23 protein-coding genes and 2 pseudogenes are annotated in these 23,709 nt (G+C 73.4%); 13 read left to right on the forward strand and 12 right to left on the reverse strand.

Translation table 11 applies throughout. The annotated features are described in order from the left end of the window. The 3 genes and pseudogenes from ACIQGV_RS31585 to ACIQGV_RS31595 form a co-directional block, all read left to right on the forward strand. Positions 1–91, forward strand: a pseudogene (locus ACIQGV_RS31585) (lytic transglycosylase domain-containing protein); the annotation flags it as partial. Between the two features lie 169 nt (positions 92–260). Further along, positions 261–1,712, forward strand: coding sequence for an aldehyde dehydrogenase (locus ACIQGV_RS31590; protein WP_402500528.1), 1,452 nt, complete (start codon positions 261–263; stop codon positions 1,710–1,712). Between the two features lie 3 nt (positions 1,713–1,715). Then, positions 1,716–1,949, forward strand: coding sequence for a ferredoxin (locus ACIQGV_RS31595; protein ID WP_402500530.1), 234 nt, complete (start codon positions 1,716–1,718; stop codon positions 1,947–1,949). Positions 1,950–1,952: 3 nt separating this feature from the next. Here ACIQGV_RS31595 and ACIQGV_RS31600 read toward each other — a convergent pair whose 3' ends face one another. From ACIQGV_RS31600 to ACIQGV_RS31610, 3 genes are all read right to left on the reverse strand, one after another. Then, the gene (locus tag ACIQGV_RS31600; protein WP_402500532.1) at positions 1,953–2,396 is read right to left on the reverse strand and encodes a type II toxin-antitoxin system VapC family toxin; all 444 of its coding nucleotides are present in this window, start codon (positions 2,394–2,396) and stop codon (positions 1,953–1,955) included. After that, entirely contained in the window at positions 2,393–2,668 is a 276-nt protein-coding gene (locus tag ACIQGV_RS31605; protein ID WP_402500534.1) for a CopG family transcriptional regulator, read from the reverse strand. The genes ACIQGV_RS31600 and ACIQGV_RS31605 overlap by 4 nt, the downstream gene beginning before the upstream one ends. 229 nt (positions 2,669–2,897) lie before the next feature. Beyond that, positions 2,898–3,548, reverse strand: a complete 651-nt coding sequence (locus ACIQGV_RS31610) for a TetR family transcriptional regulator (protein WP_402500537.1) — start codon at positions 3,546–3,548, stop codon at positions 2,898–2,900. Positions 3,549–3,768: 220 nt separating this feature from the next. On the opposite strand from ACIQGV_RS31610, the pseudogene ACIQGV_RS31615 reads away from it, so the two are divergent. The 3 genes and pseudogenes from ACIQGV_RS31615 to ACIQGV_RS31625 form a co-directional block, all read left to right on the forward strand. Continuing rightward, positions 3,769–5,086: pseudogene (locus ACIQGV_RS31615) on the forward strand (glycosyltransferase family 4 protein); the annotation flags it as partial. A 62-nt stretch (positions 5,087–5,148) separates the two neighbouring features. Beyond that, on the forward strand, positions 5,149–5,901 hold the full coding sequence (locus tag ACIQGV_RS31620) for a class I SAM-dependent methyltransferase (protein ID WP_402500835.1): 753 nt from the start codon (positions 5,149–5,151) through the stop codon (positions 5,899–5,901). Further along, positions 5,898–6,968: a prenyltransferase gene (locus tag ACIQGV_RS31625; protein ID WP_402500540.1), complete on the forward strand. Its 1,071-nt coding sequence runs from the start codon at positions 5,898–5,900 to the stop codon at positions 6,966–6,968. Before ACIQGV_RS31620 ends, ACIQGV_RS31625 begins: the two co-directional genes overlap by 4 nt. Before the next feature lie 363 nt (positions 6,969–7,331). Here ACIQGV_RS31625 and ACIQGV_RS31630 read toward each other — a convergent pair whose 3' ends face one another. From ACIQGV_RS31630 to ACIQGV_RS31650, 5 genes are all read right to left on the reverse strand, one after another. Next, on the reverse strand, positions 7,332–7,625 hold the full coding sequence (locus ACIQGV_RS31630) for a hypothetical protein (protein WP_402500837.1): 294 nt from the start codon (positions 7,623–7,625) through the stop codon (positions 7,332–7,334). A 53-nt stretch (positions 7,626–7,678) separates the two neighbouring features. Continuing rightward, positions 7,679–8,689, reverse strand: a complete 1,011-nt coding sequence (locus ACIQGV_RS31635) for an LLM class F420-dependent oxidoreductase (RefSeq protein WP_402500543.1) — start codon at positions 8,687–8,689, stop codon at positions 7,679–7,681. A 97-nt stretch (positions 8,690–8,786) separates the two neighbouring features. After that, a complete protein-coding gene (locus ACIQGV_RS31640) occupies positions 8,787–9,629 on the reverse strand; it encodes a hypothetical protein (protein WP_402500546.1) in 843 nt (280 codons plus the stop codon). A gap of 94 nt (positions 9,630–9,723) precedes the next feature. Then, positions 9,724–10,674 (reverse strand): N-acetylmuramoyl-L-alanine amidase, encoded by a 951-nt coding sequence (locus ACIQGV_RS31645; protein WP_402500548.1) that lies wholly within the window; start codon positions 10,672–10,674, stop codon positions 9,724–9,726. Positions 10,675–10,820: 146 nt separating this feature from the next. Further along, positions 10,821–11,471 carry a class I SAM-dependent methyltransferase gene (locus ACIQGV_RS31650; RefSeq protein ID WP_402500551.1) on the reverse strand — a complete coding sequence of 217 codons (651 nt, stop codon included), beginning with the start codon at positions 11,469–11,471 and terminating at the stop codon, positions 10,821–10,823. A 457-nt stretch (positions 11,472–11,928) separates the two neighbouring features. Between ACIQGV_RS31650 and ACIQGV_RS31655 the strand changes: the two genes are divergently transcribed. From ACIQGV_RS31655 to ACIQGV_RS31670, 4 genes are all read left to right on the forward strand, one after another. Next, complete coding sequence (locus ACIQGV_RS31655; protein WP_402500554.1) at positions 11,929–13,374, forward strand: MFS transporter; 1,446 nt, start codon at positions 11,929–11,931, stop codon at positions 13,372–13,374. Positions 13,375–13,378: 4 nt separating this feature from the next. Continuing rightward, entirely contained in the window at positions 13,379–14,854 is a 1,476-nt protein-coding gene (locus ACIQGV_RS31660) for an MFS transporter (protein ID WP_402500557.1), read from the forward strand. 110 nt (positions 14,855–14,964) lie between these two features. Further along, complete coding sequence (locus ACIQGV_RS31665) at positions 14,965–15,504, forward strand: SigE family RNA polymerase sigma factor (protein ID WP_402500560.1); 540 nt, start codon at positions 14,965–14,967, stop codon at positions 15,502–15,504. After that, positions 15,504–16,352 (forward strand): hypothetical protein, encoded by an 849-nt coding sequence (locus ACIQGV_RS31670; protein WP_402500563.1) that lies wholly within the window; start codon positions 15,504–15,506, stop codon positions 16,350–16,352. The genes ACIQGV_RS31665 and ACIQGV_RS31670 overlap by 1 nt, the downstream gene beginning before the upstream one ends. Before the next feature lie 40 nt (positions 16,353–16,392). On the opposite strand, the gene ACIQGV_RS31675 is transcribed toward ACIQGV_RS31670, so the two are convergent. Together ACIQGV_RS31675 and ACIQGV_RS31680 are read right to left on the reverse strand one after the other, a co-directional pair. Beyond that, positions 16,393–17,025: a response regulator gene (locus tag ACIQGV_RS31675; protein ID WP_402500840.1), complete on the reverse strand. Its 633-nt coding sequence runs from the start codon at positions 17,023–17,025 to the stop codon at positions 16,393–16,395. Next, on the reverse strand, positions 17,015–18,247 hold the full coding sequence (locus ACIQGV_RS31680) for a sensor histidine kinase (RefSeq protein WP_402500566.1): 1,233 nt from the start codon (positions 18,245–18,247) through the stop codon (positions 17,015–17,017). Before ACIQGV_RS31680 ends, ACIQGV_RS31675 begins: the two co-directional genes overlap by 11 nt. A 540-nt stretch (positions 18,248–18,787) precedes the next feature. On the opposite strand from ACIQGV_RS31680, the gene ACIQGV_RS31685 reads away from it, so the two are divergent. The 3 genes from ACIQGV_RS31685 (at position 18,788) to ACIQGV_RS31695 (ending at position 21,824) form a co-directional block, all read left to right on the forward strand. Next, positions 18,788–19,648, forward strand: a complete 861-nt coding sequence (locus ACIQGV_RS31685; RefSeq protein WP_402500569.1) for a MaoC/PaaZ C-terminal domain-containing protein — start codon at positions 18,788–18,790, stop codon at positions 19,646–19,648. Between the two features lie 161 nt (positions 19,649–19,809). Continuing rightward, positions 19,810–20,886, forward strand: coding sequence for a Zn-dependent alcohol dehydrogenase (locus ACIQGV_RS31690; RefSeq protein ID WP_402500572.1), 1,077 nt, complete (start codon positions 19,810–19,812; stop codon positions 20,884–20,886). Beyond that, entirely contained in the window at positions 20,886–21,824 is a 939-nt protein-coding gene (locus ACIQGV_RS31695) for a 3-oxoacyl-ACP reductase (protein WP_402500575.1), read from the forward strand. Before ACIQGV_RS31690 ends, ACIQGV_RS31695 begins: the two co-directional genes overlap by 1 nt. A 178-nt stretch (positions 21,825–22,002) precedes the next feature. On the opposite strand, the gene ACIQGV_RS31700 is transcribed toward ACIQGV_RS31695, so the two are convergent. Both ACIQGV_RS31700 and ACIQGV_RS31705 read right to left on the reverse strand, forming a co-directional pair. Further along, positions 22,003–22,161 carry a hypothetical protein gene (locus ACIQGV_RS31700; protein ID WP_402500578.1) on the reverse strand — a complete coding sequence of 53 codons (159 nt, stop codon included), beginning with the start codon at positions 22,159–22,161 and terminating at the stop codon, positions 22,003–22,005. 104 nt (positions 22,162–22,265) lie between these two features. Continuing rightward, the gene (locus ACIQGV_RS31705) at positions 22,266–23,483 is read right to left on the reverse strand and encodes a hypothetical protein (RefSeq protein ID WP_402500581.1); all 1,218 of its coding nucleotides are present in this window, start codon (positions 23,481–23,483) and stop codon (positions 22,266–22,268) included. Positions 23,484–23,709 lie beyond the last annotated feature (226 nt).

Genomic DNA, 23,709 nt, shown 5'->3' on the forward strand with positions numbered 1-23,709 from the left:
CCAGATCAAGTGGGGCCTGGACTACATGAACTCCCGCTACGGCTCCCCCGTCGGCGCCTGGAACTTCTGGCAGGCCAACGGCTGGTACTGAGCCGAGCCGCACCACCCCGCAGCGCACCGCGCCCGTGACCGAACGGGCGCGGTTCTCGCGTTTACGGGGATGTACCTGTCCGGCCGGAACTGGTATCTGTTCTACAGCCCTTCATTTCTGAAACACCGTCAGATCTGTTGGAATCGGCTGCCCCGGGAGGCGTTCGGCCATGGCGGAGCTCGTGGAGCACGGACAGCTGTTCATCGGCGGGAAGTTGACCGACCCGCTCGGCCGGGACGTCATCGAGGTGATCTCCCCGCACACGGAGGAGGTCCTCGGACGGGTGCCGCACGCGTCGCGCGAGGACGTCGACCGGGCCGTCGCGGTGGCGCGGCGGGCGTTCGACGAGGGACCGTGGCCGCGGATGACGCCGCAGGAGCGGATCGAGACCGTCACCCGGATCAAGGACGGCGTCGCCGCCCGGCACGAGGAGATCGCCCGCCTGATCTCCGCCGAGAACGGCTCGCCGTACTCCTGGAGCGTCCTCGCCCAGGCGCTCGGCGCGATGATGGTGTGGGACGCGGCGATCACGGTCGCGCGGGAGTTCACGTACGAGGAGAGGCGCGACGGCGTCCTCGGGCGCATCCTCGTGCGGCGCGAGCCCGTCGGGGTGGTGGCCGCCGTGGTCCCCTGGAACGTCCCGCAGTTCGTCGCCGCCGCCAAGCTCGCGCCCGCGCTGCTCACCGGCTGCACCGTCGTGCTCAAGCCGTCCCCCGAGTCGCCGCTGGACGCGTATCTGCTGGGCGAGATCGCCCGCGACGCCGGGCTGCCGGAGGGCGTGCTGTCGATCCTGCCCGCCGACCGGGAGGTCAGCGAGCACCTCGTCGGGCATCCCGGCGTGGACAAGGTCTCCTTCACCGGGTCGGTCGCGGCGGGCCGGCGGGTGATGGAGGTGGCGGCGCGCAACCTGACCCGGGTGACCCTGGAACTGGGCGGCAAGTCGGCGGCGGTCGTGCTGCCGGACGCCGACCTGGAGACGGCCGTGGCGGGGATCGTCCCGGCCGCCTGGATGAACAACGGGCAGGCGTGCGTGGCCCAGACCCGGATCCTGCTGCCGCGCTCGCGCTACGACGAGTTCGCGGACGCCTTCGCCGCGGCGGCGGGCGCCCTGGTGGTCGGCGACCCGCTGGACCCGGCGACCCAGGTCGGCCCGCTGGTGGCGCGGCGGCAGCGGGACCGCAGCCTCGACTACATCCGCATCGGCCAGGAGGAGGGTGCGAAGGTCCTGGCCGGCGGCGGGCGCCCGGCCGGGCTCGAACGGGGCTGGTACGTCGAGCCGACCCTCTTCGGCGACGTCGACAACTCCATGCGGATCGCCCGCGAGGAGATCTTCGGGCCGGTGATCTGCCTGCTGCCCTACGGCGACGAGGCGGAGGCCGTCAGGATCGCCGACGACTCCGAGTACGGACTGAGCGGCAGCGTGTGGACGGCGGACGTCGAGCGGGGCATCGAGGTCGCCCGCCGGGTCCGTACGGGCACGTATTCGGTCAACACCTTCAGCCTCGACATGCTCGGCCCGTTCGGCGGCTACAAGAACAGCGGCCTGGGGCGGGAGTTCGGGCCCGAGGGGTACGGCGAGTACCTGGAGCACAAGATGATCCACCTCCCGGCGGGGGCGTAGACCATGGGCGACCGCTGGCACGTGGAGGTCGACCGCTCCCTGTGCGTCGGCTCCGCCCAGTGCGTCCACCGCGCCCCGCAGGCTTTCGCCCTCGACCCCGCCCGCCGGTCCCGCCCCCGCCACCCCGGCCTCGACGCCGACGAGCACGTCCTGGAGGCGGCGGAGAACTGCCCGGTGGAGGCGATCACGCTCACGCTGGCGGAGTCCGGCGAGGCGGTGTTCCCGCCGGAGGAGTAGCGGTCAGCCGCCCAGGTCGTCGGGCAGGATGCGGAAGTGCGTGTGAGCGGTGCCGATCGGTCGTACGGCGCGGAAGTCGCGCAGGTCCCGGGTCAGTACGGCGTCGGTCTGGTACTCGGCGGCGAGGCAGACGTTCACGGCGTCGACGAGGTCGAGGTCGAGCGAGTCGTAGCGGGCCCGCACCGCCACGGCCGCGTCCAGGAGGTCCGGTGTCACCTCGGCGAGGGCGAGGCGCAGTTGCCGTACGCGCCGGGTGAGGGAACGCAGGACGGCGTCCGCGGCGCGGCGTCCGGCGCGGACGGTCACCACCTGGTGCACCTCGGTCAGGGCCAGGGGTGTGGCGACGAGGAGGCTGCACGCGTCGGCCGCCTTGCGGGCGGCTTGATGGTCGGGGTCGGTGCGGTTGAAGAGGCAGAGCAGGCCGGAGGTGTCGGCGATCGCGATCACTCGGCCCGCTCCGTGCCGCGGTGTCCGGCCGCGTCCGCGTCGGCGTCGGCCCGTGCCGCGGCCCGGATGTCGTCCCGGGTGATCGGGCCGCCCAGGTCGAAGGTCTCCTCGTCGGAGACGAACGGCTCGTCCCAGACGCGGGTGGCCAGGGCCATGCGATGGATGCCCTCGCGGATTATCTCGGCCTCGGCGACGCCCATACGGGCGGCGGCCTCCTTGATCAGGGCGAGGTCCGCCTCATCCGCGTAGACGTTCGTGCGCTTGAGCCCCATGACGTCATGGTACAGGTTGTGTACCAGGCATCGGCCGCGGGAAGCGGGGCTCGCCCAGGGCCTGTCCGCCCCTTCGCGTCGTCGCCCGAAGGGCGGCCGCGCGCCGTCAGGTGCGTGCTCTCGGCGTGCCGGCCCCAGGCCCTCGTACCGGACGTACCCGGGTCCGGGGCCGGTGCGGCGAGAGTGCGTGCACGGCGTCGCGCGGCAGACGGGAACGGTCGGACAGGCCCTAAGGCGCCCGGGGCCCGGACTCCGGGGCCGTGATGTCGATCAGGCGGCAGACAGTCTCGATGTCGATGCGGACCTGGGCGATGGAGGCGCGGCCCGAGAGCCAGGTGATGAGGGCCGAGTGCCAGGTGTGCTCGATGACGCGGACGGCGGAGAGCTGGGCGGGGGTGGGGGAGTCCTGTCCCATCGCGTCGAGGATGATCGCCGTCGTCTGCCGGGAGACCTGGTCCACTTCGGGGGAGACGCTGCGGTCGGCGAAGGTGAGCGCGCGGACCATCGCGTCCGCGAGGTGCGGCTCGCGCTGGAGGGCGCGGAAGGCCCGCATCAGGGTCTCCGCCACCCGTTCGGCCGCGCTGTCCCCCTTCGGCGGCTTCTTCCTCAGCGTGCCGTGCATGTGCTCCAGCTGGTCCTGCATCGTGGCGACCAGCAGATGCACCTTCGAGGGGAAGTAGCGGTAGAGGGTCCCCAGGGCGACCTGGGAGGACTCGGCCACCTCGCGCATCTGCACCGCGTCGAACCCGCCCCGGCTGGCCAGCTGCGCGCTCGCGTGCAGGATCCGCCGGCGGCGTGCCTGCTGCCGCTCGGTCAGCGGCGCGGAGCCCTGTCGCGCGTCACTGGCTTCCACCTTGGCCGGCTTGGTTTCCGCGGGCATGGATTCCGTTCCGTGACAGTCGGTGAGGAGCTGGGGAGAGGGAGTGATCGGACCGAGCATGCCAGGCTCCGGCCGTGGCGTGAATCACCTGATCCACTTCTCACACCGGGGCTACCTGCCGGTAGATTCAGAGCCTCTTGAACGATCAAGTCTGTAACTTGTTCTAGATTAGCGTCCCCGCGTAGTCTCGCGGGACAGTGCAGGCAGAAGGGGGCCCAGGGTGACCGCTGAGGCCAGTCAGGCGGGCCCCTCGGCGGGCCCGGCCGCAGACGGCGAGCGACCGCTCCGTATCGCACTCCTCACGTACAAGGGAAACCCGTTCTGCGGCGGCCAGGGCGTCTACGTCCGCCACCTCTCGCGCGAACTCGCCCGCCTCGGCCACAGCGTCGAGGTCATCGGCGCCCAGCCCTACCCCGTCCTCGACGGGGGCGTGCCCGTCACCGAGCTGCCCAGCCTCGACCTCTACCGTCAGCCCGACCCCTTCCGCACGCCCGGGCGGGACGAGTACCGGGACTGGATCGACGCCGTCGAGGTCGGCACCATGTGGACCGGCGGCTTCCCCGAGCCGCTGACCTTCTCGCTGCGCGCCCGCCGCCATCTGCGGGCCAGACGCGGCGAGTTCGACGTCGTCCACGACAACCAGACCCTCGGATACGGCCTGCTCGGCGATGTCGGCGCGCCGCTGGTCACGACGATCCACCACCCCATCACCGTCGACCGGCAGCTGGAGCTGGACGCGGCCGAGACCTGGCAGCGCCGCTACTCCGTGCGCCGCTGGTACGCCTTCACCCGCATGCAGAAGCGCGTCGCCCGCCGGCTGCCCTCCGTGCTGACCGTCTCCGGCACCTCGCGCCAGGAGATCGTCGAGCATCTCGGCGTACGCCAGGACCGGATCCACGTCGTGCACATCGGCGCCGACACCGACCTGTTCTCGCCCGACCCGTCCGTGCCGCGCGTGCCGGGCCGGATCGTCACCACCTCCAGCGCGGACGTGCCGCTGAAGGGACTGGTCTTCCTCGTCGAGGCCCTCGCGAAGGTCCGCACCGAACACCCCGACGCCCATCTCGTCGTCGTCGGCAAGAAGCCCGCGGAAGGACCCGTCGCGACGGCGATCGAGCGCTACGGCCTCGAAGGCGCGGTCGACTTCGTCAAGGGCATCTCCGACGCCGAACTCGTCGACCTCGTCCGCTCGGCGGAGGTCGCCTGCGTGCCCTCCCTCTACGAGGGCTTCTCCCTCCCCGCGGCCGAGGCCATGGCGACGGCCACCCCGCTGGTCGCCACGACCGGCGGCGCGATCCCCGAGGTCGCCGGTCCGGACGGGGAGACCTGCCTCGCCGTGCCGACCGCGGACGCGGGCGCGCTGGCCGCCGCCCTCGTACGCCTGCTGGGGGACCCGGAGCTGCGGGCACGGCTCGGCGCGGCCGGCCGCGAGCGCGTGCTGTCGAGGTTCACCTGGGCCCGCGCGGCGGAAGGCACGGCCGCCCGCTACCGCGAGGCCGTCGCCCGCTCCCGCGCCGGGGTCCGCACCGCGGCCCCGCAAGCAGAAACAGTCTCGACCCCCGAAAGCAGAAACAGTCTCGACCCCCGAAAGCAGGGCCACGTGCTGACCGTCGACTTCTCCCGGTTCCCGCTCGCCCCGGGCGACCGCGTACTGGACCTCGGCTGCGGTGCCGGCCGGCACGCGTTCGAGTGCTACCGGCGCGGCGCCCAGGTCGTGGCCCTCGACCAGAACGCCGAGGAGATCCGCGAGGTCGCCAAGTGGTTCGCGGCGATGAAGGAGGCCGGCGAGGCGCCGGAAGGGGCCACCGCCACGGCCATGGAGGGCGACGCCCTCGCGCTGCCCTTCCCCGACGAGTCCTTCGACGTCGTGATCATCTCCGAGGTCATGGAGCACATCCCCGACGACAAGGGCGTCCTCGCCGAGATGGTCCGGGTGCTCAGGCCCGGCGGCCGCATCGCGATCACCGTGCCGCGCTACGGCCCCGAGAAGGTCTGCTGGGCGCTGTCCGACGCCTACCACGAGGTCGAGGGCGGCCACATCCGCATCTACAAGGCGGACGAGCTGCTCGCGAAGATCCGCGAGGCGGGCCTGAAGCCGTACGGCACCCACCACGCCCACGCGCTGCACTCCCCGTACTGGTGGCTGAAGTGCGCGTTCGGCGTGGACAACGACAAGGCCCTGCCGGTGCGCGCGTACCACAAGCTGCTGGTCTGGGACATCATGAAGAAGCCCCTGGCCACCCGGGTCGCCGAGCAGGCGCTGAACCCGCTGATCGGCAAGAGCTTCGTGGCGTACGCGACCAAGCCGCACCTGCCGAAGCTCGCCCAGGACTCCGAGGCGGCCGCGCTGTGACCACCCCCCGGACAGAACACCTCGTCCTGCCCGGGGTCCTCACCGCCGAGCAGGCCGCCGCGACCGTCGCCGGCATCCTCGCCGTGCAGCGGGAGGACGGGGCGATCCCGTGGTTCCGGGGCCACCACCTCGACCCGTGGGACCACACCGAGGCCGCGATGGCCCTGGACACGGCCGGCGAGCACGAGGCGGCGGAGCGGGCCTACGAGTGGCTCGCCCGGCACCAGAACGAGGACGGATCCTGGTACGCGGCCTACGCGGACGGGGCGTTCGACGACGTCACCGACCGCGGGCGGGAGACCAACTTCGTCGCCTACATCGCGGTCGGCGTGTGGCACCACTACCTGTCCACCGGGGACGACGTGTTCCTGGACCGGATGTGGCCGACCGTCTACGCGGCGACCGAGTTCGTGCTGCGCCTCCAGCAGCCGGGCGGACAGATCGGCTGGCGCCGCGACGACGACGGCACACCGACGGCCGACGCGCTGCTGACCGGGTCCTCCTCGATCCACCAGGCGCTGCGCTGCGCGCTGGCGATCGCCGAGCAGCGCGAGGAGCCGCAGCCGGACTGGGAGCTGGCGGCGGGCGCCCTGCGGCATGCGATCCGCCGGCACCCCGAGCGGTTCCTGGACAAGGACCGCTACTCGATGGACTGGTACTACCCGGTCCTCGGCGGCGCGCTGACCGGGGCCGAGGCGAAGGCGCGCATCGAGGAGTCCTGGGAGCGGTTCGTCGTGCCCGGGCTCGGCGTGCGGTGCGTCGTCCCCAACCCGTGGGTCACCGGAGGCGAGTCCTGCGAACTCGCCCTGACCCTCTGGGCGATGGGCGAGTCCGACCGGGCGCTGGAGGTGCTCCAGTCGATCCAGCACCTGCGCGATGCGGACAGCGGGCTGTACTGGACCGGGTACGTCTTCGACGACGACGCGGTCTGGCCGCAGGAGCTGACGAGCTGGACGGCGGGGTCGCTGCTGCTCGCCGTCGCGGCGCTCGGGGGGCACGAGGCGACCTGCGCGGTCTTCTCCGGCGACCGGCTGCCCGCGGGGCTCGACCCGGACTGCTGCGGCTGACCGTCCGGTGGTTTCGCCGTGTCCCGGGTGCGGGTTCGTTGTGGCTGGTCGCGCAGTTCCCCGCGCCCCTGAGGCGTCGGTGTCCGGCGGGTGGTTGTCGGCGGGGCCTGATCCGGGCTGCTGCGGCTGACCGTCCGGTGGTTTCGCCGTGTCCCGGGTGCGGGTTCGTTGTGGCTGGTCGCGCAGTTCCTCGCGCCCCTGAGGCGTCGGTGTCCGGCGGGTGGTTGTCGGCGGGGCCTGATCCGGGCTGCTGCGGCTGACCGTCCGGTGGTTTCGCCGTGTCCCGGGTGCGGGTTCGTTGTGGCTGGTCGCGCAGTTCCTCGCGCCCCTGAGGCGTCGGTGTCCGGCGGGCCTGGGGGAGTGTCAGTGCCTGTGCACCCTGTTGGCGATGGCGTGGCCCACGAACAGGTACACCACCGCCGCCAGGCCGTAGCCCGCCACGACCCGGGCCCATGCCTCGTCGAAGGTGAACAGGTCGTGCGACCAGCCCGCCAGCCAGCGGGCGGTGTCGTGCACGAACTGCACGAAGTCGTTGGACGGATTGGCGTCCAGAAGGTACATCAGGATCCATAGGCCCAGGATGAAGGCCATGACGTCGGCCACGACGGCGATGACCGTACCGGCCTGGTCGGCACCTGTGCGATGTCTGGGGGACATGCCTCCCGGGTTGCCCGTCACGGCGGGACGAAACCCGAAGCGCCCCGACGGGCTCAGGAGTTGAGCTCCGCCAGCACCTTCAGCGACACGGGGTCCGGGGCGAGGGCCAGGAGGTCGGTGACCGGACCGGCACGCCAGGACTCCAGGCGTTCCGCGATGCGTTCGCGGGGGCCGACCAGGGAGATCTCGTCGGCGAAGGCGTCCGGGACGGCCTGGACCGCCTCCTTGCGGCGACCGGCGAGGAAGAGGTCCTGCACGCGCCGGGCCTCGGCCTCGTAGCCCATCCGCGCCATCAGGCCGGCGTGGAAGTTGCGGGCCGCGTGGCCCATGCCGCCGACGTAGAAACCGAGCATGGCCTTCACGGGCATCAGACCCTCGGCGACGTCGGCGCAGACGCGGACCTGGGCCAGCGGGGCGACGACGAAACCCTTCGGGGCGCCGGCCAGGGCCTCGGCGTAGAGGTCCGCCCGGCCCGGCGACCAGTACAGGGGCAGCCAGCCGTCGGCGATCCGCGTCGTCTGGGCGATGTTCCTCGGGCCCTCGGCGCCGAGGAGGACCGGCAGGCCGGCGCGCAGGGGGTGGGTGATCGGCTTCAGGGGCCTGCCCAGGCCGGTGGCGTCCGGGCCGCGGTAGGGCAGCGGGTGATGGCGGCCGTCCAGCTCCACCGGCCCCTCGCGCCGCAGCACCTGCCGTACGACGTCGACGTACTCGCGGGTCGCCGTCAGCGGCGAGGAGGGGAACGGGCGGCCGTACCAGCCCTCCACCACCTGAGGCCCCGACAGACCGAGACCCAGCGTCACACGGCCGCCGGAGAGATGGTCGAGGGTGAGGGCGTGCATGGCCGTGGCGGCGGGGGAGCGGGCCGCCATCTGCGCGACCGCCGTGCCGAGACGGATGCGCGAGGTGTGTGCGGCGATCCAGGTGAGCGGGGTGAAGGCGTCCGAGCCCCAGCTCTCCGCCGTCCACACCGAGTCGTAGCCCAGCCGCTCCGCCTCCTGCGCCAGCGGCACATGGCCGGGGACGGGGCCGCGGCCCCAGTAGCCGAGCGCGAGACCGAGTCGCATGCCGCACCCTTCCTGACGTGCCGTCAGATCCCGGTGACTGTACGGCAACGGCCCCCCGCCCGGAAGGGCGAGGGGCCGTACGTGCCGGAAGCGGGGCTCAGCCGCGCTGGATGCCGCTCGTGTCCTGGAGGACACCGCGGCGGCCGTCCTGCGTCTGCGCGACCAGGGCCGCACCGCGCTGCTCGACGGCCAGGTACCAGGTGCCCGGGGCGAGTTCGGCGATCGGGGTCTGCGAGCCGTCCTCGGCGAACAGCGGACGCGGGACCGGCACCGCGAACCAGAACGGGGAGAAGTCCCCGCCGCCCGGCTGCGGCTGGGGCTGCGCCGGCTGGGGCGCACCGCCGAACGGCGCCTGGGGCTGCTGCGGCTGACCGCCGAACGGCTGCTGCGGCTGCTGCGGCTGCTGCGGGGCGCCGGGGTAGCCGTAGCCGCCCGCGGGCTGGCCGCCGCCGTAGGGCTGGGGCGCCGGCGGACGCGGGGCGCCCACGAGGGCGGCCTTCAGCGCGGGGACGAGCGGGGTCGCCACGGCGGCCCCCGCCAGCACCAGGGTGGCGATCAGAGCGATGATCAGGCCGGTGCCGGCACCGAAGGCGTCGGAGATGCCGCCCTCGCCGTTGTCGAAGCCGCCCGCCGGGTCGAAGATGTTGCCGAGGGCCGACCAGGCCGCGAAGACCGTGAGGGCGACGCCGAACTGGCCGAGATCCAGGCCGGCGACCTTCGGCACCTGAGGCAGGCCGCGGGACACGACGACGATCGCGGCGCCGATGATGCCTGCCAGCACAACGCTGAACAGGACCGGCCCGCTGCCCCACAGGCTGGGGATGTCGGCGCTGTCGGGAGCGCCATCGATCGAGTAGAGATCGAGGAACGACGCGATGAACAGCAGTACCGCTGCTCCGATCACCACGCCGTCGCCTCGAGTGAGGGAGCGGATATTCACTACTTGTCCTTCGTCAGTCGTCGTCTCGTCATCGGCAGCGATGACACTATCGTCCGCGCGATCGAGGTGTCCGCCCGGTTCGGGGAGCGGGCGACTACCCCCGCAGGAAACCCACGATTCCCTCGGAGATCCCCCGTGCGGCCTTCTGCCGCCAGCTGTCGCTGGTCAGCTGGGCCGCGTCCTTGCTATCGCGCATGTTGCCGCACTCGATGAACACCTTGGGAACCGTTGACAGATTGAGACCGCCCAGGTCCTCACGTGTGACGAGACCGGTTCCGTCGCCCACGTAGTTGGAGGGCGCGCTGCCGGTGGCGCGGACGAAGTTGCCCGCGATGCGCTCGCCGAGGTCGCGCGAAGAGGCCACGATCGGACGGGTGTCGGCGGCGCCCTGGTGGACGGAGGCCGGGAGGATCACATGGAAGCCCCGGTTGCCGGTCCCGGAGCCGTCCGCGTGGATCGACACGACGGCGTCGGCACGGGCCTGGTTGCCGATGCGGGCCCGCTCGTCGATGCACGGCCCGAACGGGCGGTCGGCGTCGTGCGTCAGTTTCACGGTGGCACCCTGCTGCTGCAGGAGCGTGCGCAGCCGGTGGGCCACGTCGAGGGTGAACTCGGCCTCGGTGTAACCGCCGTTGGTGGAGGTGCCGGTGGTGTCGCACTCCTTGCGGGCCGTGCCGATGTCGACCTTGCTGTTGATCTCGGACGGGTGCCGGAAGTTGGCCGGGTTGTGCCCGGGGTCGATCACGACGACCTTGCCCTGCAACGGGCTCGTGGACGCGGCCGACGGGGAGGAGGAGGGGCTCGGCTTCTCGTCGCCCCGGTCCGGGGAGCCGCTCGGGGAGCCGGGGCCCGAGGGGGCGGCGGGGCTCGACGCGGCGGCCCGCCGCGCGCCCGGGTCCTCGCCGGAGCCGCCCGTACCGCCCGTCGTCTCGTACACCAGCCAGCCCAGCAGCGCGCCCGGCACCAGCGCCGCGACGGCGACGGTCAGCGGGCGGCGCCGACGGCGCGGCGGGGTCGGTTCGAAGTCGGGGCCTGTGTACGACACGCCTGCCACCCTAACCGCCTCATAAATAATGAGGTGCGGGGTGCGGCCGTGCTGTACTACGGTTGCCGTCGTTCAGGTGCGCAGGCCGCGGCTACTTCCTTTACCTGAATCAAGTGCGCTGCCGCCACTTCTGATCTCTGAACGCCTCAGACACCCCTGCCCGTGCGGCGCAGTACCCGCAGTGAGCCCGTCGCCGAGATCTCCGTGAACGCGCCGGAGGCGAGGGCACGGAGGTAGACGCGGTAGGGGGCCTGGCCGGTGAACTCGTCCACCGGGTCCGGGAAGACGTCGTGGATGACCAGCAGCCCGCCCTCGGCCACGTGCGGGGCCCAGCCCTCGTAGTCGGCGCTCGCGTGCTCGTCGGTGTGGCCGCCGTCGACGAAGACCAGGCCGAGCGGGGTGTTCCAGACGGCAGCGACCTGCGGGGACCGGCCCACCAGCGCGACCACGTGCTCCTCCAGGCCCGCCCGGTGCAGGGTGCGGCGGAAGGCGGGCAGCGTGTCCATCAGGCCGAGCTGCGGGTCCACCGTCTCCGGGTCGTGGTACTCCCAGCCGGGCTGCTGCTCCTCGCTGCCGCGGTGGTGGTCGACCGTGAGCGCCGTCACCCCGGCCGCCCGGGCGGCGTCGGCGAGCAGGACCGTGGAGCGCCCGCAGTACGTGCCGACCTCCAGCAGCGGCAGCCCGAGGGCGCCCGCCTCCACGGCGGCCCCGTACAGGGCGAGCCCCTCGTCGACGGGCATGAACCCCTTCGCGGCCTCGAAGGCGGCGAGGATCTCGGGCTGGGGGGCCGCGGGCATGGGGGTCCCTCTCGGTCGTACCTACAGGTCAGGCGGCTTATGCTGCCGCACCCCCGCCATGGCGACGACAGGGGGTGCGTGTGACGCGGCTTACGCGGTGACGGACTCGTCGGCCCTCGCGCGGCGTGCCCGGTCCAGGACGGCGTCCGCCTCGGGCCGCCCTCGGGCCGCCTCGGGCCGGTGCGGGCCGGTGCGGGCCGGTGCGGTGCGGCTTAGGCAGGGCCGTCGGCGGGCCGCCGACAACCGCGCCCGTGACGATCGGGAAGGAGACGCGGTGCGCCCGGGCGGCTGCCCCGTCGCCTCGTGAGGCCGACGAATTCTTGGCCCGCTCCCGAGGAGGCGGAGGAAGCTTTCCGGCGGCAGCCGCTTCCGGCCGCCGCTTCTGGCCGAAAGGCGTCGCACAGACTCTCGGACGTCTCGATGCAGACGCCCCGCATCCGTTGGGACCATCCCACGCATGCTCCGAGCCGTAGACGCCACCCGGTCGCGGCGCAGCGTGGCGTCCGCCTGGCCGGTGGTCGGCATCGCCTGCGCCGGACAGTTCCTGGTCGTCCTGGACATCTCCGTCGTCAACGTCGCCCTGCCCTCCATAAGAACCGACCTCCAACTCACCGGCTCCGCCCTGCAATGGGTGGTGAACGCCTACGCCATCGCCTTCGCGGGCTTCCTGCTGCTGGGCGGACGCGCCGGTGACCTCTACGGCCGCAAGCGCATGTTCCTCACCGGGCTCGCCCTGTTCACGCTCGCCTCGCTCGGCGGCGGCCTGGCCCAGGAGGGCGCCCAGCTGCTGGTGGCGCGTGCGCTGCAAGGCGTCGGCGCGGCCGTGCTGGCACCCGCCACCCTCACCTTCGTCACCGCGGCCGTCCCCGAGGGACCCGCCAGAACCCGGGCCGTCGCCACCTGGACGGCCGTCGGCGCGGGCGGCGGCGCTGCGGGCGGTCTGGTCGGCGGGGTGCTGGTGGACGGCCTGTCCTGGCGCTGGGTGCTGCTGATCAACGTGCCCGCCGGAGCGGTCGTCCTCGTCGCGGCCGCGCTCCGGCTGCGCGAGAGCCGGGCCGACGACGGGCGCCGCCTGGACCTGCCCGGCGCGCTGCTGGCCACCGCCGGGCTCGCCACCGTCGCCTACGGCATCTCGCGGACCGAGGCGTCGGGCTGGACCGCCCCCGCCACGACGGGCCCGCTCGTCGTCGGCCTGGTCCTCCTCACCGCCTTCCTGGTGGCCGAGCGGCGCCGGAGCGAACCGCTGGTGCCGCTCGCGCTGTTCCGGGAACGGTCGGTGTCCTCGGCGAACGCCGCGATGTTCGTGTGCGGGGCCGCCATGTACTGCATGTGGTTCTTCATGACGCTCTACATCCAGAACGTCCTCGGCTACACGCCCCTGGCGGCCGGGCTCGCCCTGGTGCCCAGCTCCCTCGCCGTCGTCGTCGGCTCCAAACTCGCCCCCCGCCTCATGCTGCGGCTCGGCCTGCGCCGGCTCGCCGTGCTGGGCGCCCTGATCGCCGCCACCGGGTTCGCCTGGCAGTCGACGATGGACGTCCACGGCACCTATCTGACCTCGATCATGATCCCGGGCGTGCTGATGATGCTGGGCGCGGGCCTCGCGACCACCCCGCTCGCCGCCCTCGCCACCTCCGGGGCGCCGCCGGAGGAGTCCTGTCTGGTCTGCGGCCTGGTCAACACCTCCCAGACCATGGGCTGTTCCCTGGGCCTGGCGGTGATGTCCACGATCGCCACGGCCCGCACCCACGGCGGCACCGGCCCCGAAGCCCTCACCGAGGGCTATGCCTCGGCCTTCCGCGCCTGCTCGGCGCTGATGCTGGCCGGGGCTCTTCTCATGGCCCTGTGGCTGCCGGGGAAGGGGCGGACGAGGGAAATCACCGTGCAAGGGGCGTACCTGGGTTGAGACCATGACACGCATGCCGACACCCGCCGACACCACCCCGGTCCCCCGCCGCCCCGCGCCACCGTCCTGGCTGGTGGTGGCGCTCGCCTGCGCGGGACAGTTCCTGGTCGTCCTGGACATCTCCGTCGTCAACGTGGCCCTGCCCTCGATGCGGGCCGACCTCGGACTGTCCGGCTCCGGGCTCCAGTGGGTGGTGAACGCCTACACCATCGCCTTCGCCGGGTTCATGCTGCTGGGCGGACGCGCCGGTGACCTCTACGGCCGCAAGCGCATGTTCCTCACCGGGCTCGCCCTGTTCACGCTCGCCTCGCTCGGCGGCGGGCTGGCCCAGGAGGGCTGGCAACTGCTGGCGGCACGGGCCGCGCAGGGGCTGGGCGCGGCCGTGCTCGCGCCCTCCACCCTGACGCTCGTCACCTCCTCCGTCCCCGAGGGCGCCGCACGGGCCCGGGCCATAGCCACCTGGACCGCCGTCGGCGCGGGCGGCGGCGCTGCGGGCGGTCTGGTCGGCGGGGTGCTGGTGGACGGCCTGTCCTGGCGCTGGGTGCTGCTGATCAACGTGCCCGTCGGGGCGCTCGTCCTTCTCGCCTCCCTCCTCCGGCTGCCGGAGAACCGGCCCGGCGACGGACGCCACCTCGACCTGCCCGGCGCCCTGCTGGTGACCGCCGGACTCGCCACCCTCGCCTACGGCATCTCGCAGACCGAGTACGAGGGCTGGACCGCGCCCGCCACCCTGCTGCCGCTGGCCGCCGGGGCCCTGCTGGTCGCCGCCTTCCTGTTCGCCGAGTCGCGCACGGCGGCCCCGCTGATGCCGCTCGCGCTGTTCCGGGTGCGCTCGGTGTCCTCCGCGAACGCCGCGAACTTCGTGTCGGGGTCCGCGATGTTCTGCATGTGGTACTTCATGACCCTGTACGCCCAGAACGTCCTCGGCTACACGCCCCTGGCGGCCGGGCTCGCCCTGGTGCCCAGCTCCCTCGCCGTCGTCGTCGGCTCCAAGGTCGCGCCCCGCCTCATCCCGGTGCTCGGCGCGCGCAACCTGGCCGTGCTCGGCACACTCGTCGCCGCCGCCGGGTTCGCCTGGCAGTCCACGATGACCGCCCACGGCGCCTATGCCACCGCGATCATGATCCCGGGCGTGCTGATGATGCTGGGCGCGGGCCTGGCCGCCACCCCCCTCGCCGCGCTCGCCACCTCCGGCGCCGCTCCGGCGGAGGCCGGACTGCTCTCCGGCCTGATCAACACCTCCCGCACCATGGGCGGCTCCCTGGGACTCGCCGCGATGTCCACGGTCGCCGCCGGTCACATCCATGGCGCCCCCACCCCCGAGGCCCTCGCCGAGGGCTACGCGGCCGCGTTCCGCGTGAGCACGGCGGTGCTGCTCGGCGGAGCGGTCCTGATGTCCCTGTGGCTGCCGGGCACGGCACGCACAGCCGCCCCTGCCCCGCAGCCGGAGGGCGCCCCGGCCGAGGAACCCGTGCGCTGAGCCGAAGGCCGGGACGTCCCGAGGCCGGGGCAGGCCGGGCGGGAAAAGGTCCGCCGCCGAGGCAACGGTCCCGGCGGTCCATGGACTCCTTCGGACATCAGGAGGTGCCCATGGGGGACAGGAAACAGGCCATGGACCAGGAGTTCCAGGATTTCGTCGTCGGCCGCTGGCCGCGGCTGACGCGCACGGCATTTCTTCTCACGGGGAAGCAGCACGCGGCGGAGGACCTCGTCCAGTCGACGCTCGAACGGGTCTACGTCGCCTGGCGCAGGGTCCGCGCCGCCGACGACCAGGAGGCGTACGTCCGGCGCGTCCTGATCAACACGCACGCGCGCAGACACCGCAGAAAACTGCGGGAGTTCCTCGCGCCCCGGGACGACTCGGGGCTTGCGCACGAGGTGCCCGACACCGGTGACCGCATGTCCCAGGCCGAGGACCGGGGCGTGCTGCTGCGGGCGCTCGCCGGGCTGCCCCCGCGGCAGCGGCAGGCGGTCGTCCTGCGCTACTGGGAGGACCTGACCGAGACCCAGACGGCCGAGGCGATGGGCTGTTCGGTCGGCGCGGTCAAGAGCAACACGGCCAAGGGGATCGCGAAACTCCGCGGCATCCCGGAACTGGCCGACATGGTGACGCACGGAGGGCGGAAGTGATGGACCAGCAGCAGGAGTTCGAGCACGGCATGACCGACGGCGACATCGCCGCCCTGCTGGCCGACGCCGCCGACCTGGCCGAGGTCGGCACGGCCCCCGCCCAGGCGGTGCTCCGCGGCGGACGCAGGCGCCGCGCCCGCCGCTGGGCGGTCGCCGCTGCCACGGCCGTCGTGGTGGCGGGCTCCACCGGGGCCCTCGCGGTCACCGCCCTGCCCGGGCAGGGCGACCACGAGGTGACACCGGCGACGCAGCAGCCGACGCAGTCGGCGCTCTGGGACGAGAACTACTTCAAACCGGCCGGCAGAACCAACCTCGCCTCCGGCATCGACCGGGGCCGGCCCTGGCAGGTCGACATCGACGTCTGGCCCGCGCCCCAGGACGAGGACGACGCACGGGCCATGATGGGGGCCATGGCGGAGTACAGCGAGTACCCGGCGGACATCGGCCGGCCCTCCGACCTCGTCGGCAGGTCCGCCTACTTCGTCCGTCACAGCTTCGGTCAGCCCGGGACCCTGGGCACGCTGACCACCGAGGCCACCACCACCGCCGCGGACCGTATGTCCGGCACCGACATCGAGGTCGCCGCGGTCCCGCTGGACCCGGATGCCGCCGGGGGACCGCAGCGCCTGGCGATCGGCCATGTCGCCAAGACCGCCCGGCAGGTCACCTGCACCTGGAAGGACGGCACCAGCACGAAGATCGGCAGGGACACCGACCCCGGCGTGAACGGGACGGACTTCCCGGTCAACGAGCCCGCCATCCGGGACGCCGAGGGCTCCCCGTACTCCTGGTTCGTGTGCCTCGCCCCGCATGGCACGGCCTTCGGCTCGGCGGAGGTGACGCGGTAGAAGCCCTCCGCACCGCAGGGCGGGGGGAGCCGACGCGAGGTCAGAGCCAGCCCTGCTGCCGGGCCTCGCGCAGGGCCTCCGCGCGGTTGCGGGTGGCCGTCTTGCCGATGGCGGAGGACAGGTAGTTGCGGACCGTGGACTCGGACAGATGCAGCGCGGAGGCGATGTCGGCGACCGTCGCGCCGTCCGCCGAGGCCCTGAGGACGTCGCACTCGCGGGCGGTGAGCGGACTGGGCCCCGCCCCGAGCGCGGCGGCCGCCAGAGCCGGGTCCACGACCGTCTCCCCGGTCAGCACCCTGCGGATCGCCGCGGCCAGCTCCTCCACCGGGCCGTCCTTCACCAGGAAACCGGCCGCACCCGCCTCCATCGCCCGGCGCAGATAGCCCGGCCGGCCGAAGGTGGTCAGGATCAGCACCCGGCAGTCCGGCGCCTCCTCGCGCAGGGCCGCGGCCGCCTCCAGACCGCTCAGGCCCGGCAGCTCGATGTCCAGCAGCGCCACGTCCGGGCGGTGCAGCAGCGCCATGTCCACGATCTTGTCCCCGGCCTCGACCTGGGCGACGACCTCGATGTCCGGTTCCATCCCCAGCAGCAGCGCCAGCGCCCCGCGCAGCATGCCCTGGTCCTCGGCGAGCAGCACCCTGATGGACCTGGAGGGCCGGTGCTCACTGGGCATTTCGTTCACGGCCCAAGGGTAGGTCGGCCAGGGCCGGAAGGAGCGGTTCGGCCAGCGGCAGTTCCGCCGCCACCAGGAAGCCGCCGTCGGCACCGGGGCCCGCGGTCAGACGCCCGCCCGCCGCGGCGAGACGCTCGGTGAGCCCCCGCAGCCCGGTTCCGCCGAGTCCGGGCACGGCGGCGGCCGTCCCGGTGCCTCCGTCCGGAGCTCCGGACGCACTCGCCCCGTCACCGCGCCCCGTCCCCCGTATGCCGGTGCCGTCGTCCGCCACCGTCAGCCGGACCCGCTCCGGCGTGCCCGTCACCGTGATCGTGCAGCGGCCGGCCGAGCTGTGGCGGACGACATTGGTGACGGCCTCGCGGACCACCCAGCCCAGAAGGGCCTCCGCAGGGGCGTCCAGAGGCGGGCCGGAGCGGTCGACGACCGGGGTGACACCCGCTGCGGCCAGGGCCGAGCGCGCGCGGTCCAGCTCGGTGGCGAGACTGCCTTCGCGGTAGCCGGTGACCGCCTCACGGATCTCCGTCAGGGCCTGGCGGCCCACCGACTCGATGTCCGTGATCTGTGCGAGAGCAGCGTCCGCATCGCGCGGGGCCAGCCGGCGGGCCGCCTCCGACTTGACCACGATCACCGACAGCGTGTGCCCGAGCAGATCGTGCAGATCCCGGGAGAAGCGGAGCCGCTCCCGCTCGACGGCCCGGCGGGCCAGCTCCTCACGGGCCGAGCGCAGCTCGCGGACGGTCTCGGACAACGACACCAGCGCCGCGGTCACCGCCGTCGACACGAGGGTGGCGTAGGTGACGCCCAGCCCGAGCGAGCCGTCGTGCGCCACCGACACCGCACCGGCGGTCACACCCAGCACCAGGCCCGCCCACCGCAGTGTTCTGCCGCGCAGCGCCGCGCCCGTGGCGAGGCCCAGCAGCGGGAAGAACAGCAGCCAGGTGCCGCCGTAGCCGATCGCCAGCGCGCAGGTCAGCGCGGCCAGGAGGCCCAGGGCCACCCGGGTCGACACCGACACACGGGTGCTGGGCACGAAGGCCCGCACGGCGACGTAGATGTACAGCGAGTTGAACGCCAGCAGACCCAGGCCGGCGATCACCGGGTGCGCGGTGTGGTCCTGGAACAGGTTGGAGAAGGCGCCCATCCCCAGCAGCAGCCAGGGCAGCATCGCCAGAGCGGCCGTGGGGCGCCCTTTTCGGCAGTCGTCCGGTGCACAGTCGGTCATGTCCCTACCCCCGTGATCCCCGTGATTTCCGTGATCCTTGTGATCCCCGTCGGTTCACGGCGCCCGCCGGTGCGGTCGCCGTCCACCCATGACGCTACGAGCCCCCGCCTCCGCGGGGCAGGGCCGCGCGTACGGGATCCGGCAGGACATTTGTCCTGCCGCCGCACCCGCACCCGCACCCGCACCCGCACCCGCACCCGCACCCGCACTTACCCGAGCCCGAGCCCGCACCCGGACCCACCCGGACCCACCCGGACCCACCCGGACCCACCCGGACCCGCACCCGCACTCACCCGAGCCCGCACCTGCACCCGGACCCACCCGGACCCGGACCCGGACCCGAACCCGCGCCCACCCGCCCCCGTGCCCGCTCCCTCTCCCGACTGAACTGACATACCGTCAGGAGACTTCACAACTCCGGAGCGCTCGGCTATACAGAGGGCGCCGGACTGGAACGCGTTCTATGTTCGCCCGTGACGGCCTCGGCGCGGGCGACGGTGCGGACGCCCGCGCCGAGGTCCCAGAACCGTCAGGAGCCCCATGCCCATCGACGCAGCCAGGGCACTCGCCGCCGAACCCCGCTCCGGCGAGATCGCCTGGACCCCCAAGGACGTCCTGCTCTACCACCTCGGCATCGGCGCGGGCCTGCCCGCCACCGACCCCGACGAGCTGCGCTACACCCTGGAGAGCCGGCTGCACGTCCTGCCCAGCTTCGCCACCGTCGCCGGTTCCGGCGCGCCCGGCGTGATCAGCGGGCTGTCCATGCCCGGCGTCGAGGTCGACCTCGCCCGCGTCCTGCACGGCGGCCAGGTCCTCACCGTCCACCGTCCGATCCCGGCCGCCGGGACGGCGACCGCCACCTCGCGCGTCGCCGCCGTGTACGACAAGGGCAAGGCCGCGATCCTGGTGCTGCGCACCGACGTCGCCGACGCCGAGGGTCCGCTGTGGACCAACGACGCGCAGATCTACCTGCGCGGCGAGGGCGGCTTCGGCGGCGACCGCGGCCCCGCCGCCCGGCTGGAGCCGCCCGCCGGACAGCCCGACCGGACCCTGGAGCGCACCGTCCGCGAGGACCAGGCCCTGCTCTACCGCCTCTCCGGCGACTGGAACCCGCTCCACGCCGACCCCGACTTCGCCAAGACCGCCGGTTTCGACCGCCCGATCCTGCACGGCCTGTGCACCTACGGCATCACCCTGAAGGCGGTCGTCGACACGCTGCTCGGCGGCGAGGTGTCCCGGGTGCGGTCGTACTCCACGCGGTTCGCCGGGGTCGTCTTCCCCGGCGAGACCCTGCGGATCCGCCTGTGGCGGCAGGACGGCGGCGTGGTCCGGGCGGAGGTGAGCGCCGTGGACCGGGGGGACCACCAGGTGCTCACCGACACCGTCGTCGAGCACACCTGAAGCGCACCCGCCACGGGCACGCGCACCTGAAGCGCACCCGCCACGGGCACGCGCACCTGAAGCGCACCCGTCACGGGCACGCAGACCCGAGGCGCACCCGTCACAGGCACACCCCGAGCCCCGCAACTCCCGAGCCACGTACGTCCGAAGGGAGCCGCACCATGCGCGCAGCCGTACTGCACGAGACAGGCCAGGAGAAGCTGGAGGTCCTCGACGACGTCGAGGCCGTGGGCTTCGGGCCGGGCCGGGTCAGGATCCGGGTGCGGGCCACCGGGCTGTGCCACTCGGACCTGTCCGCGATGAGCGGCGTGCTGCCGCAGCCCGCGCCCTTCGTCCCCGGTCACGAGGGAGCGGGCGAGGTCCTGGAGGTGGGCGAGGGCGTCACCCGGGTCAAGCCCGGCGACCGGGTCGTCGTGTGCTGGCTGCCCGCCTGCGGGGCCTGTCCGTCCTGTCTGCGCGGCCAGAGCGAGCTGTGCCTGGCCGGGTTCATGAACGCCGCCGTCCCCAACTTCCGCCGCGCCGGCGGGGACGTCTTCGGCTTCGCCGGGACGGGCACCTTCGCCGAGGAGATCGTCGTCGACGCGGGCTGCGCGGTCCCGATCCCGGACGACGTGCCCTTCGACATCGCCGCGCTGATCGGCTGCGGGGTGACGACCGGGCTGGGCGCCGCGCTCAACACCGCCGACATCGAGGCGGGCGCGTCGGTCGCGGTGCTCGGCTGCGGCGGCGTCGGGATCTCGGTGATCCAGGGGGCGCGGCTGCGGGGTGCCGCCGAGATCGTCGCCGTCGACCCGGTCGTCTCGCGCCGCGAGGCCGCGCTCCGCTTCGGCGCCACCACGGCGGCCTCCCCGGACGAACTGGCCGAGGCCAAGCAGCGGATCACCGGGGGCGAGGGCTTCGACCACGTCTTCGAGGTCGTCGGCAGGTCCGCCACCGCCCGTACCGCGTACGACAGCACCCGGCGCGGCGGCACGCTCGTGATCGTCGGCGCGGGCGCGACGGACGACCATCTCCGGCTCAACATGTTCGAGCTGTTCTTCGACGAGAAGCGGATCCTGCCCTCGATGTACGGCGGCGGGGACGTCCTGCGTTCCTACGAGCGCACCATCGCCCTGTGGCGGGCGGGCCGCATCGACCTGGAGGGCCTGATCACCCACCGGGTGCCGCTCGCCGGGATCAACGAGGCCCTCGACCAGATGCGCAGCGGGACCGCCCTGCGCACCTGCGTGGAGCTGTGATGACCGCCCCGCTCGCCGGGCTCACGGCGATCGTGACCGGTGCCGGACGAGGGCTCGGCCGGGCGGAGGCGCTGGAACTGGCCCGGCTCGGTGCGGCCGTCGTCGTCAACGACTACGGACAGCCCGGCCGCGACGGCACCGGCGAGGCCGACGCCGGTCCCGCCGAGCGGGTCGCCGCCGAGATCCGCGCGGCGGGCGGCACCGCCCTCGCCCACACCGGGGACGTCGCGGACTTCGAACAGGCCGGGGCGCTCGTCGGGTCGGCCGTCGAGGAGTTCGGCGGGCTGGACATCCTCGTCAACAACGCGGGCATCCTGCGCGACCGCATGGTCTTCTCGATGACGGAGGAGGAGTGGGACACGGTCGTACGGGTCCACCTCAAGGGGCACTTCAACACCACCCGGTTCGCTGCCGCGCACTGGCGCGAGCGGGCCCGGGAGCGGGGCGCGCCGGTCCACGGGCGGATCGTGAACACCTCCTCGGAGGCGTTCCTGGCCGGTTCGGCGGGGCAGCCCAACTACGCCGCGGCGAAGGGCGGGATCGTCGGCCTGACCACCTCCACGGCCCTCGCGCTCGCCAAGTACGGAGTGACCGCCAACGCCATCTGCCCGCGTGCCCGCACCCGGATGACCGAGGACGTGTTCGCGGGTCTCGCCGCTCCGGAGGAGGGCACCGACCCGCTCGCGCCCGGGCATGTCGCCCCGCTCGTCGGCTACCTCGCCTCGCCCGCCGCCGCCCGGCTCAACGGCCAGCTGTTCGTCGTGCACGGCGGCATGGTCGCCGTCGTCGAGCGGCCGCGGGTGCAGGCGCAGTTCGACAGCGGGCAGGACGTCTTCACCTACGACGAGCTGGACGCGCTGCTCACGCCGTACTACGCGCGGCGCCCGCCGGAGGAGACCTTCGCGGCGACGGAGGTGCTGCGCCTGAAGCGAGGCTGAAGCGGACCCGGAGGGGACGAGGAGGGGATCGGGAAGGGATCGGGAGCCGACCCGAGCCGACCCGAGCGGATCAGGAACGGATCAGGAACGGATCTGGAGCGGACCTTGAGGGAACACGGCCGCGGCCCCGTTCGCCAGGAGACGAACGGGGCCGCGGGACGTGCCGGTCGGCGGGCTCTCAGGCCGCCGTCTCGCTCGGCTTCTCCACCGGCTTGCGGTGGCGGCCGCGCGGAGCCGTCTCGGTGTCCTGTGCCGAGACCGGGCCCCGGTGCCTGCCGTGTCCGGACGCCTCGTGGGCGGCCGCGGACAACGGCTGGGACGTGCTGACGTCGCTCATCGCGCTCATCGAAGAATTCACCCCGTCAAACATGATCTTCTTACAGCCGGGGGAGTCTAACCGGCACGCCTCGGGCCGAATCCAGGCGGCCACGCCGGCCGTCGCTACTTCGTTACAAGACCTCCCAGAGGCGCCTGCTGCAACGGCACAGGGCGCGGCGCGGAGGGAGCCGGGGGGTCCGGTTCCGCCGGTTCGACCGGCTCGTCCGCCAGGTCCCCGGGGCCCGAAACAGCGCCCCCAGGAGCCGGGGCCGCGCCCGCCGGGTCCGAGCACAGCCCCTCGGGGTCCGGGTCCGGGGGCACGTCCGCCAGGACCCACTGCCGGGGCCAGTCGGCCACGCCGCAGGGAGCGTCCTCGGTGGCGTACGGCAGCCGCAGCACGCCCTGCTCGGTCCACAGCCCGGCCCCCTCCAGCCAGCCCGGCGGCGCCGCGAGATGACGCACCTGCCGGTCCGCGGGCCGCCAGACGCCGACCCAGCTGCCCGCCGGTCCGTCCACCCGCAGCGCCACCGCGCAGTTCTCCGGCGTCAGCACCTGCCCCGGCTGGATCGCGAACGGCGTCACCGCGCAGCCCTCCACCCGCAGGCACTCCGGGAACCGCACCGGCAGCGTGCTGCCCAGCACGCCCCAGCCCAGCCGTTCCCGGCCCGGCGAGGGCGCGTCGGAGCCGATCAGCAGCAGCCCGCTGTCCGGGTCGGCGCACAGCAGCCGGTCGTCGCTGTCGGCGGCGATCTGGAGCAGGGGCGACACCTCGCCGCCGCGGGCCAGATCGACCACGACCGACTTGGTCCGGCCCCCGGACTCCCGGTCCAGGACCAGTATCCGTCCCGCCCGGTCCAGCCACACCCCGCCCGAGCAGCGCCCCGGCACCTCCGCGACCCGCTCGGGCCCGAAGGCGCCGCCCGCCACCAGCCACACCGCGCTGGACCGTGCGCCCACCGTCAGGGCGTACGCCCGGTGACCGCCCGGCGCCGGGGGCAGCAGCCGCGCCCGGCCGTCCACCGCGCCCAGCGGCAGCTCACCCGTGTCCGGGCCGGTCGGGTACAGCAGGGAGAAGACCTGCCGTCCGTCGGTGGCCCGGCTGATCAGGACCCGGCCGTCGGCCAGCGGCTGCACCTCGGTGCCGGGCTCCTCCGGCTGGTTGCCGGGCAGCGGCACCGCGTAGGGCTCGGGGCCGTCCAGGGTCCACCGCTCCGGGAACCATGAGTCGCCGCTCAGGGCGAGCCGGGCGGCGTACGTGCCGTCCTCCGTGAGGACACACCCCGCCGCGGGGTCGGGGTCGTCCGCGTCCGCCGCAGCGGGTTCGATCGCACAGGCCGTCATCGGTCGGTCACCTCCGGCGACGAAGCTAGTTTTCGTACGCACAGACGTGGGACCGGCGGGCTGGCGCTTCACACATAAGGGTGGCCGCGGAACGATTCGCCTGAGGGAACGGGGGCCCGTGTGCTGCCCGGGGCGGACGAGCGGCCCCGCGCGGGCCGCCCCGACGGGTCCGCCCGGCCTCAGGGCCCGGTCCCCGGGTCCGCTTCCCGGCCTCCGGGTCCGGTCC

This window comes from Streptomyces sp. NPDC093094, from assembly GCF_044754345.1.
In the GTDB taxonomy this organism is placed as follows: domain Bacteria; phylum Actinomycetota; class Actinomycetes; order Streptomycetales; family Streptomycetaceae; genus Streptomyces.